The sequence below is a fragment of the Flavobacterium sp. Root420 genome, assembly GCF_001427905.1.
Taxonomy (GTDB): Bacteria; Bacteroidota; Bacteroidia; order Flavobacteriales; family Flavobacteriaceae; genus Flavobacterium.
The window spans coordinates 573,497-585,516 of the sequence record NZ_LMEF01000029.1 but is presented as its reverse complement, the minus strand read 5'-3'; the positions used below and the strand labels follow the sequence as shown (position 1 = coordinate 585,516).

Annotated in this window: 5 protein-coding genes; all 5 read right to left on the bottom strand. The window is 37.7% G+C overall.

Annotated elements, in window-relative coordinates; genetic code table 11:
• Positions 1–143: 143 nt before the first annotated feature.
• The gene (locus ASC72_RS16735; protein ID WP_056193171.1) at positions 144–2,816 is read right to left on the bottom strand and encodes a beta-1,3-glucanase family protein; all 2,673 of its coding nucleotides are present in this window, start codon (positions 2,814–2,816) and stop codon (positions 144–146) included.
• A 117-nt stretch (positions 2,817–2,933) separates the two neighbouring features.
• Positions 2,934–6,818, bottom strand: coding sequence for a family 16 glycosylhydrolase (locus ASC72_RS16730; protein WP_241775736.1), 3,885 nt, complete (start codon positions 6,816–6,818; stop codon positions 2,934–2,936).
• Between the two features lie 660 nt (positions 6,819–7,478).
• Positions 7,479–10,409 (bottom strand): triple tyrosine motif-containing protein, encoded by a 2,931-nt coding sequence (locus tag ASC72_RS16720; RefSeq protein ID WP_056193162.1) that lies wholly within the window; start codon positions 10,407–10,409, stop codon positions 7,479–7,481.
• A gap of 399 nt (positions 10,410–10,808) precedes the next feature.
• Positions 10,809–11,447, bottom strand: coding sequence for an HAD family phosphatase (locus tag ASC72_RS16715; protein WP_056193160.1), 639 nt, complete (start codon positions 11,445–11,447; stop codon positions 10,809–10,811).
• A gap of 79 nt (positions 11,448–11,526) precedes the next feature.
• Complete coding sequence (locus ASC72_RS16710) at positions 11,527–11,991, bottom strand: NUDIX domain-containing protein (protein ID WP_056193155.1); 465 nt, start codon at positions 11,989–11,991, stop codon at positions 11,527–11,529.
• Positions 11,992–12,020: the final 29 nt, after the last annotated feature.

Below are 12,020 nucleotides of genomic sequence, written 5' to 3'. Positions count from 1 at the left end.
AAAGGGATTTATAAATGGAATTTTAGATTTTAGATGGAATTTGATACCAAATTACTTGATACCAAATTCCACTTACTTCATTTAAAAATCAGGGGCAAATCAATCTGAAATCTAAGTTTGAAGCCTAAAATCCGTTTTTAAAACTATTTTTTTATAAAGCGCTTGATCGTCTGTTTACCTTCTTTTTCAAAAACAATCAAATAGATTCCTTTTCTTAAGTGCGAAACATCGATACCATTGTTATTGCCTTTTAAAGCTGAAACAACTGTTCCGGTTTGTGAGTCCACAATTTTTACGTTTTCTCCGGAAATATCTGTGGTAACAAAAAGGGTATTTTCAACCGGACTTGGATAAACATTTAAAACCGTTTCGACTGGGGTTTCTTCTTCAACTGAAGCTACAGCCGCTTTAGCAGCCAGACCAGCACCCACTTTTGTGATTTTTATCCAGTTGATATTCATTCCGGTGTTCTGAATGTAGATTCCAAAATTGTAAGTTCCTGCATTCACGTTTACCGTTTGAGAAACCGTTTGCCAGTTTTGCCATCCTCCCGTATTTGGAATATCAACATTGCCCAATACAATAGTTCCTCCATTTAAATCAGATGATAATTTACCGCCAGTTACAGCACTTGCGACTCTGTATTCGATTAAATAAGAACCGGTAGTTGGAAAACTTATGCTGTTATAAGCTATCCAGTCACCCGTTTCAGTATAACCTACATTCGAACCTCCTCCTGTATCTGTGGTTGCTTCAACCTGAATACCGTTCATGGCAGAATAATCTTCAGCCTGAATTAAAACAGAGGTTTGCGAACTTGTCGCGGGAACTAATTTCCATTGTGCGCACGTCTGGCCGTTATCCTGCCATTGCTGAACATTGGCACCACTTGTTGTGCTTGCACCTGCAACTTCTATTAATTTACCACTGTGTCTGGCTACAATTTTATAAAAGCCATCGCCTGTTGCAACCAATATAAATTGCTGATTTGAAGTAGCATTGTATGGATATTGCTCTACATTGGCGCCATTGTCTTTATTAAAGTTATTTACGTCTAAAGATTGTCCGCTGTGATTGGCGATAATTTTATACATACCGTCACCCAAATGCGTAAAAGTAAATTTCTGGTTGTTGGCCCCGTTTACAGTTCCCTGCGCCACATTAGCACCGTTTGCCGTACTTGCGTTCCAGACATCCATATTCAGGTTACTGTTCCTGTTTTGTAAAAAGAAAGTCTGATTTCCTAAAGTAGTCGTTCCGTTTGCAAGAATCCTGATAGAAGATACTTTGTCATTCCAGGTTGTATTTAGACAGGAATTATCAGAATTAATTACGGTTGAAGCTCCTGTAAAATTATCATCCTGATACAAAATAGCCTGAAAACCCTTTGCCACTTTAAGCGAAGAAATGTCATCATTTAAAACACCCAAAGTATTCAAACGCGCCAGATTATAATCACCAATAGTTAGTCCGCCAGAAAAACCGGTGTAGTTACAATCTTTATAAACCGTAATCACATCTGTGGTAGCCGGTACTGAAGGAACTGATCCGGCATAACCTCCAAAACTAGCAATTACTTTTGTTGGCTGTGGAGAATGAAGCGATGGCGATTGATCGGCCACATCATCATAAGCAAATCCGTATGCCAGATTATCAACGCTAATGCCTGGCAAATGCCAAAATTTAGAATAATGATTCGTTGGATTTACCTGATAGAATTTTGATGCATCATACCAGTTTTGTTGTCCCGGATTTGCAGTGGTAGTATTTACAACATGTCTGTTAATCGCAGCTGTTAGTTGTGCCTGAATCACAAGATCTAAATCTCCGTCGACTAATCTTCTGTCAAGAACGCCTTTTCCTTCAAGCGCTTCCTGAGTCGAAGGTCGGTTTTGAACTCTTCCGGTACGGCCCGTAAAACCTCCTGATTGTCCAACCATTTCCAGTTGTTCGCCAATGACTCTTCCTTTGAAAACTCCGGCATCACCGGCAAAGAATATTAAATCTTCATTTTTATATTTGTTCCAAATGGCATCAATATAAGATTTTAGGTAGTTGGCCTGAGGTCCGACAGAAGTTCCTCCGGTTCCATCTGCGAAAGCGGGTGTTTTTGATGGCGCTGTAATTTCTCCTGTAGCGTCATTTACACAACCCTGAAACTCTGATGGAACATTGGCTTTGAAAGCCGCTACAATATCAGCGTGTTTTTTTAATTCACCTACTCTTTTTTGATAGCCGTTTGCTCCAAATAACTCCAATCCCATTGGGTATTTATACGAATCCACTCTCGAAGGATTTCCAAAGAAACCATATTGATTATTGGTCAATTCGATGATTTCATACAAAATTCCCTGATTCGGATCCGTTGCATTCAACGGATTTGGCGAAGTATAGCCAGAAGGCGCTCCACTTGCTCCAAAAAAGTAAAAATACAACTGTTGTCCTTTGGCAATAAAAACTCTACAACCTGCAATTTGCGGCAGAGTAAAAGTTTTGTTCGGAATCTCACTCAACTTGGTAAAACAATTGGCATATTTTGAGTTTTGTCCCGGTCCCGTGTTGCCACCAATTGTTGGTCCCGTAACTGTGTTATAAGACGAACTCATTGGTAAAACCTGACTCGTTTTGGCATTTACCCAAACGTGATTTCCGGTAGTGTAATCAATACCTACAATAGCCACATACAATTCGTTGTCGTTAAAGGTGGAGGTATTGCTGATGGTAAAAGGTATAGGCCCCTGCCCATACATCAAATTAGACAGTAATGCAAACAGCATTACAGCAAAAAATGTCTTTAGTAATTTAAAACTTCTCATTGTTAATTCTTTTAGGTTAATAAATTGGTTTTTAATTAATTAGTAATAATGAGAAAATAGCTATGCGTAAAAAGCCGGGTGTAACTATTTAGGATCATTACACCCAGCCTGTTTTAATTATTGCTTGATCAGTTTTTTAGACCAGCTTTTTTGATCTGATTTGAAATTCAGAATATAAATGCCTCTTTTTAACTGGCTAATGTCAATCTGACTTTCGTTAACATCAGCATCCAGTTTTTTATCCAGCAGTAATGTCCCTGAATCATTGTAAATGGTGATTACTTTATTGTCTAATTTTTCAGGTATTGAAAGCTGGATATAATTACGCGCCGGATTAGGATACATCACAAATTCTGTTGCCGTCACCTGAGTATCTTCAGGAGCTACTGCAGCTTTTTTCGCTGTTGATGCAGATCCGTAAGCTTCAATTTCGAATAGTGAATATCCGTATGGAGTCAAGGCTTTTGTGTTACATAAAATTCGAAGGTATCTTCCTGTTCCGTTTACGGCCAAATCATCAGTTCCACCGTCGCTGGCGCTTTGGGTATTTACGGTTTCATTTTCTGTGAAAACAGTATCTGTCGAAATCTGTATTTTATATTGGGTTGCAAAAGCAGCTTCCCATTTTAGAACCACACGATTGATGTTGTAATTGCTTCCCAAATCAACATAAATCCATTCGCTTGTATTGGCAAAACTGCTCGCCCAACGTGTTCCTGCATCTCCGTCTGTGGCTTTCGCCGAAGAATAAGTAGCGTTTTCTTCTGTAGAAGCTGTCGTTGTTTTCCCTAAAGCTAAATTGGTATTAGTTGGAACGCTAATATTTCGAACAATAACATCACTGAAAACTCCTGTTGTTAAAGTTCCATTTGCATGGGATGTTACAGCCATTCCGACGTAAATGGTACTTGCCATGGCAATCGTTCTTGGCGTACCAAGCTGTGTCCAGGTTGTTCCGTTATCTGAAGTATAAGAGGTAAACACATTTCCTGATCTTATGATACGAATCCATTTTGGAGCCGTTCCAGTCGCTACGGTAGCAGTTGTGATTCCTGAAACAGCATCTCTGGATAAAAATTCTACTCCTGCCGCTGCACTTACATCGGTCATGGCATGTTTAGAAGTTGGCGTAAGTGTCTCACGGAACATCACTCCGGCTTTGGCGTAAGTATTCGTGTTTGTAAGCGAATTTACTTTGGCAATAATTTCAGCATCACCTGTAATTGATTGGTTTACAAATTGAAATTGATCACTGGTTTCCCAAATATCATTTCCTGAGCCTTTTATGGTAAAAGTTCCGCTGGCGTGCGTTGCTTCTCCCGCCGGAGTTACAGCCCCTAAATCGGTACTAACCCATGGCGCTGGCAAAGTTGCCGGTGGATTTTCTGTAGAAACTAAATTTACAGCTCTAAGATTATCAAAATAATAGGTATTTCCAGAACTCGTTCCCGGTTCTAACAAGAAAACAAAACGATTTACTTCGCTCTCTAATGTCGATGCATCAGGTGAGCTTGCATACGTAAAAGTAACCGTGTGCCAGGCATTACTTTGTTTTACAACACCCTGATAAATACTATGTCTTCCGGCAGGATAATTTGACGGAATCGAAGCGTTGCTTTCTGCCTGCCAGGAAATTATAGATCCAACAGGTGCAGAAGTATACACATCCATAGCAAACTTTTTAGTTCCTGCTTTAAATTCTCCAATGTTGGTTAATGTGGTATTGAACGAAAAATTATCATACAATTCCGTTGCTTTTCTAACATATTTTCCAACGTTTGAAGACGTGTTAATCCCGCTCACGTTTGGATTTGCAGCGTTTGGAGTATACGTTCCGATGGCATCTCTAAACGTGATATTGTGTGTGCTTTGATAATCTTCATACACAACTCCAGGCGTAAAAGTATCCGGAAGTTTGGTTGAACCAATTCTGATATTATCAAAATAATACGTATCGCTGGTGTAAGAACCTGAGTTGGCCAATATAACCATTTGGTTGATTGCCAGGTTTGAAGTTCCTTCATCAGGGCTTGAATTATAATAGAAAGTCAGCGTTTCCCATTGATTTTGTTTGGTAGTAATCGCTACATAATTACTGTTTCTTCCTGTTGGAAAATTCGCAGGAAGCGATGTTGCGCTATTCTCTAAATTCAAACTCACAACCGTACCGATTGGCGCCGAAGTATACACATCGATCATGATTTTATTGGTCTGATTCTTAAGTAAACCAGCATCTTCGATTGTGCTTTGTGTGTTGAAGAATAACACATCGTATTGTTCGGTTACATTTCGAACATACTTCGCCACATTGGCAGATGAGTTAACCGAATTGGCACCCGGATTTGCAACTACAGTATATGTTCCGGTTGTCGTTCCTTTAATGATTTTATTTATGCCATCGTAGTTTTGCAGCACATCGGTAGCAATAATTGGCTTCTCGGGTGCTGCTTTTGTGAGCACATTATCGAAATAATAAGTGGCACCGGAATTCGAATTCGATTCAAAAAGAAACACCACATTATTGATTGTCAAGGCGCTTGTATTTGGGTCAATTACTTTTTCGAACTCGAATTCAATTGTTTCCCATTTGTTTTGTACCGTTGTTGTGGCTTTGTAACCGCTATGTCTTCCTGACGGAAAATTAGTTGCCGTTGTTACCAGACTGTTTTCCAGTTGCATAGAAATCTTTGTCCCAACCGGCGCCGATGTATAAATATCAAAAGAAAGCTTTTTTCTTCCGTACACATAATCATTGGCATTGCTGATTGTTACATTTTTGATATTCAAAACATCATATAATTCAGAAGCATTACGAACATATTTTCCCACTGAAGCAGAACTATTAATTCCGGTAGCCGATGGATTAGCAACAGCTTCTGTTAAAACTCCTGTTTTGTTTCCGTATACGATATTTCGGTTCGATTGAAAATCCTCATGGATTCTCTCCACTGGCAAAGGTGCTTCTGTTGTAACGGCCAATTTATACGTATTGGCTGTACAGCCTGAAACAGTTGTCGCAACACTAACATCTCCACCGGTTGTTCCCCAGTTAACCGTAATCGTATTTGTACCTTGTCCTGAAGTGATCGTCGCTCCCACAGGAACCGTCCAGTTGTAAGCTCCCCCTGCAATTGCATTGATAGAATAGGTTTTTGCGGTTTCATTATGATACACTGTTGCATCACCCAAAACGCCATAGGTAAAACTACCGCTATAAACGCGAACGTAATCTACTTGTAATTTTGCAGGGAAGTCTGCCGGAATTGGCTCCACTCCCGCACCGTTTACACTTGTATAAGGCGTTCCTAAACTACCAACTGCCAGATTCAAAATGATATAAAACTCTTGATCATTAAACGGCCATCCCCCATTTACGGTAGTATTTGGTGTAGCGGTATGAAATAAATTTCCGTCAATAAACCATTTAATGATATTGGGTCCCCATTCTACGGCATAAACGTGAAATTCAGTCGATAAATCAGTTGGTGAGCTATAACTTCTTCCGGTATAATGATATCCTCCTCCGTCATAATGAATAGTTCCATCAATAGATTTTGGATTTCTGTGTTTGGCTTCCATGATATCAATTTCACCTGTAAAAGGCCAATTGGCTGTGCCTGCCGGTAACATCCAGAAAGCAGGCCACGCTCCCATTCCGGAAGATAATTTCATACGGGCTTCAATTCTTCCGTATTTAACGGCATATTTTCCTTCAGTAGTCAATTTTGCAGACGAATACGGCTGTTGCGGAAATGATGCATTTGGTTCGTATTTCGCCTGAATATTTAGGTAACTGTTTGTCCCTTCTTTTACAATAGTAGCCTGATTGGGATCGTAACGTTGTGCCTCGCCATTTCCAAATCCGCAAAGCGAAGGACAGCCGTTTCCGGAAATACTTTGCCATTTGGTCAAATCTACGGTTGTTCCGTTAAACTCATCAGCCCAAATTAAGGTGTTGCATTGGGCATGAAGTTTTAGAAAAGGTGTAAGAAAAAATAGCATCAGAATGATACCCCTTTTTAAAAAATAATAATTGCTTTTCGGTGGTCGGCCGAAAAAAGAGTCTTTTTGTTTCATTATTTGTAGTTTTTTGTTAGTAACGCTTATTAACACAATAAATCTGCTTTTTTTCAAAAAACAAATGAATATTGTATTAATAAGATGACAATATTAACCAATAAACTACCCAAGACCCCAATTTTTGGCTACGGTTTGACTACGGTGTTTATAAAAAATTGTAATAATCAGCTTTCAAAAAGCGTAAAAGTACTTAGGATTTTACTGATAGTAAAAAATCGCTTATGCTGTGATTTTAAAGAGATAGAGGGTGGATTTATTTTGTAAGAATGTGTGGCAAAAAAGTAACCGGAGATATAAATCTTTTTAAATCTGCGTGTAAAAATATAACCAGATAAAAAATCTGCCAAATCTGCAAGAGGCAAAAAAATTCTTAATGCTATTAAGCTTTGGCTAAAATTTTCTCTCGCAGATTTGACAGATTGAGCATATATTCCCCTAAATTTCAAATGCAATTGTCATTTCCACTGAGGAGAAATCTCCGCAAGTAGCCCCGCCTGCAAAGTCGCCAATCTTTGTAGAGTTACCCGTATGATCCCTCCCCTTTCGGGATGACAAAAATGAGCATAAACTGTGTAAACACATTTAAAAATTAAGAATAAACTCCGTAATATTGGCATCTGAGGGAAGTTGCAATTTCTTACGGATGCGGTAACGGGTGTCTTCAACGCCTCTTACGGAGATTCCTAAAAGTGGTGCAATTTCTTTGGTATTAAAATTCATTCGCAAATAAGCACACAATCGCATATCGCGAGGCGTCAGTTCCGGAAAACTTGTTTTCAATCTTTGCATGAAATTATCATGAAGCTGATTGAAGATTTCTTCAAATTCGTTCCAGTGCTGATCGCCTTGCAATTCGTGATCGATGATTCGGTTTATTTTGGTCAGTAAACTGAAATTCGTATTGGAATCATTTTTTTTATCAATCTGGCCAATGAGTTCTTTAATAGAAAGCAGAATTTTATTTAAATGAATAAGATTCACGGTGTTGGAAGCCACTTTAGCATTTTTCAGATTGATAGTAGCTTCGAGGTTTTCCCGCATAATGGCCATATTTTCCTGCTCCAATGTCAATTTTTGCTCATTTAATTCGGCACGATTTCTTAAAAGTTCTTTTTCCTGATTCAGTATTAATTGTTCCCGATCGCGTTCTGCCAGATTTTTTTGGTATTTGATAATGGCATAAATCAGAACTCCAAAAAGTGCCAAATACAATATATAAGCCCAACTGGTGCGGTACCACGGAGGTAAAACTTCGAATTTAAAAACGGCTTCTTCACTAACAACATCGTAAATGTTTTTTGCCCTTACATGAAAAACATATTCATTTTCAGGCAAATTCGTATATTCTTTTTCGGTCTGAAGGCTCCATTGTGACCATTTGGGTTCAAAACCTTCCAGCCAATATTCGTATTTCGTTGCATCGACTTCATCATAACAAAGTGATGCAAACGAAAAATGCAAGGCGTTATTCAAATAGGCTAAATCCGGGCAAAATACTTTATCATCTGATTTTATATTGATGGGAAGCACATCATATCGACTTGAAAACAATAGGCTGTCTTTAGGAAAAATGGATTTAACTTCAGAAATAACAGCTTTATATTTAGACTGATAACTTTTAGTTTTCATCTTATTATAATGAATCAGACCGTCCTGGGTTCCAAAAAACACATCTCCACTCATTGTGGTTTGAATATTTTCAAAACCAGGTACATATAAGTATCTCAATTTCCTAAAAGGCAGTTCTTCAACTTCAAAACTTCCTCCTGCTTTTTGATTCATCTTTCCGGTATTTTCACCTGAAACGTACCAGATGTTATTTTGATTGTCCATTTTAAGCAGACGAATATGATTTTGCAAACCGAGATATTTTCTGAAAACAGGATCCGGAATCATTTTCTTTTGAGCTGCATTTTGTTTGTAAACCCCTTTTGTTGTTCCAAAAAGTATTTGGTTATTTATTTTGAAAGTATTCAAAAATAAACTCGAGGGAAAACCAGCTTTTTGATTGTAAAACTGAATATTTGAAACAGCATCAAAGCTTTTATTGAATTTTAGTTTATAAATTCCTTTATAGCCATGAGCGATCCAGATATTTCCTGCTGCATCCGTTTCAATTACCCTGCTGCTTTCTTCAAAACCTTTTATTTTATGCTGAAAGACCCACGCGTTATTTATTTTCTTCAATAAATACAATCCGTTATAGCCGCCAACTAATAATAAATCAGCATGGTTCGGAACAATCACGCCTTGCCAGGCGCCATCTGTTTTGGCTAATAATTGAGCCGAATTGCCTTTTATTTCGAAGATTCCGTTTTTTTCAAAAGCCAAAAGCGAATTCCCAAAAACACCAATATTCCACACATTCTCAGACATTCCGGAGATACGCTGAAAGTGTACATTTTTATGCTGGCCATTCTTGTAATCTTCCCAATCCATCCAAAAAGAGCCATTGTCTGTGGCAATGTAGAGTTTGTTTTGATAGATTTTGCTGCAGTATATTTTGGTTTCAGAATTTGAAGGATCCAATATTTTAGATAAGGGAGATGAAATCTGAATGAATGAAATTCCTTCTTTTAAAGTCACCCACAAATTCCCCCCGACATCCACTTTAAGATTGGTAACATATTCGTTCTGCAACCCCATTTGTTTATTTATGTGCTGAATCAGATTTCCTGCACTATCCAGAACTATCAGTCCAGATTGGCGCGTCCCGATTCCGAAATAGCCATCAGAAAGTAAAATAGCTGTGGAGATTTGATTTTGTTTAAGTAAAGCATCAACTTTGGTAACAAAAGGTTTTAGCTCGCTTTTTTTGTATGTGAAAAGTCCACTTTTTTGTGTCAGAAGCACCAAACCTTCTTTTGTTTCAAAGATTTTCCTAATCTTCAATCCGATAAATTGCATGCTGTTAGGAATTGCAACCAAAGCATCATTTTCCAGTTTTAATAATCCTCTCGCATTATCTGAAACATAGATTGCTTTGTCGGTATCAAAAAATTCGTCAAACTTCGCAGTAGATTCTATTACTTTGATTTTGTTTTTCTTATAAATAAAAATTGCTTCATTAGAAAAAAAGATGACTTCATTATTGCGAATGACAGTATGTAAGACATCACCAAAATTTTTGGCCGAAGCGGGAAGTAATTTTACCAGAGAGGTGTATTTATATTGCCCGTTGGGCAACCGCATTGTGTAACCAAAATCGCCCTGCGCACCCACATACATTTTATCATTTTTGTCAATGGCGAGAGAGCGAACCATGCTTTTGTTTTCCGGCTGCGTAACGATGCACCATCGTACGCCGTCAAACTGCATAATACCAAAATGATTGGCAAAAAACATCATGCCTTTTGAATCTTGTACCAAATCACAGTTTTCTGAAGCCGCTTTATACGTTTTCGGGCTGTAATTAGTGATAAAGGGGACTCCAATTTTCTTAATTTGGGCATTGACAATTGAAGGCAAAAGAGATATTGACAGAACTAAAATTCTAATTATAAATTTCGTCATTTTGTTTCTTTCTGTAGGTTAGTTTCGTGGTGTTGAGAACCACAATCCAAAAATTAACTTCGGGGAAAAGTCAACTTTCAGGCAAAAAGAAATTATTTGATCAGGCTTTTGTAGTAACGATTTGGCAATTTTAAGCACTAAAAAAATGAATCTCTGCAATCAAATATATAAAAATTTATTTTAGTGTAACAAATTGTATTTTAATTAGATAATTTGAGAATTAGAGAATGTCGCTATTAGAAAATTAGATAATTTTTAGCGCAATCTTGTCATGCTGACAGAAGAAGGATCACACAGGTAACTCTACAGGGATTGGCGATTTTGATTGCGGAGCTTCTAGTATGATCCTTCTTCCGTCAAGGATGACAAACTATCAAGACTTGAAACCTGAAACAAAAACTATATCCCAAGCAAATCACTTAACTCTTCGTAGGTATGAAAGAGAATCGCTCCTTCATTTTCCAAATCTTCGTTGTTGTATCCGTTGGCAAAACCGTACACTTTAAAACCGCCGCTAATTCCTGCTTTTACTCCTGCTTTGCTGTCTTCCAGAACAACACAATCTTTAACCTCGAAACCCATTTCTTTGGCGGCATGCAAAAATATTCCCGGTTCTGGTTTCCAGCTTTTTATTTGATAGGAACTGAATATTTTACCTTCAAATTTTTCTAATAAACCTGCTACTTCTAAATTCAATCTGATTTTTTCAACGGGACCACTTGAAGCTACACAGTACGGAATTTTTAATTTTTCAATAAACTCGAAAACACCTTTCATTGGTTTGACCTGTGTTTTGAAAGCCTCAAAGCTTTTTTCCCGGTATTCATTCTCAAAACTTTCCGGAAGTTTTCTATCGATTGCAGTTTCTATATGCTCAAAACATTCTTTTAAATTACGACCATTAAAATCGCGGTACGCATCTTCAATTTTCATTTCGAAACCATGTTCTGCCGCCATCGAAAGCAGAATGCCATTCCCTATTTTTTCTGTATCTACAAGAACGCCATCACAATCGAAAATAATACACTTAACTTCCATACTTTATTATTACATTTTTAATTATCCTAATTGACAGGAAATGTAAATTACAAAATTATTTTTATAAAGCGACCGGGATTTAAAGTGAAGTTGAAATTTTTGAAATAATCTGAATTATAAAATCAGCCTGAGCAGGATTGATCTTTTTCAGGGCTTCTGCAGTCTGAAACCATTCGGCTTTATCAATTTCAGGAAAGCTCTTCATGCTTCCTGATTTTGGCGGCCATTCCATTTTGAATTCATTACTTTTTACCAAAGCAACATCAATATCATATTCTACAGCCCAGGCAAAAATTGTTTTTCCCGATTTAAGTTTAACCGATTCGAGTGCTATAAAATCACCATCAACTTCAAAACCGGTTTCTTCCTGAAACTCCCGTTTTGCAGCTTCAAGCGGATCTTCATCAGCTGTAAACTCGCCTTTAGGAATAGACCAGCTTTCTAAATCTTTGTTTTTCCAGAAAGGCCCACCCGGATGCACTAATAAAAAATAAATAGTACAATCTATAAACTTGTAGAGTAATATGCCGGCGCTTTGTTTCATAGGAATAGTATTGATTTCTTATTATAAAG

Coding starts and splice junctions, on each gene's coding strand:
- ASC72_RS16730 (WP_241775736.1), bottom strand. CDS start 6,818: ATGCTATTTTTTCTTACACCTTTTCTAAAACTTCATGCCCAATGCAAC.
- ASC72_RS16735 (WP_056193171.1), bottom strand. CDS start 2,816: ATGAGAAGTTTTAAATTACTAAAGACATTTTTTGCTGTAATGCTGTTT.
- ASC72_RS16720 (WP_056193162.1), bottom strand. CDS start 10,409: ATGACGAAATTTATAATTAGAATTTTAGTTCTGTCAATATCTCTTTTG.
- ASC72_RS16710 (WP_056193155.1), bottom strand. CDS start 11,991: ATGAAACAAAGCGCCGGCATATTACTCTACAAGTTTATAGATTGTACT.
- ASC72_RS16715 (WP_056193160.1), bottom strand. CDS start 11,447: ATGGAAGTTAAGTGTATTATTTTCGATTGTGATGGCGTTCTTGTAGAT.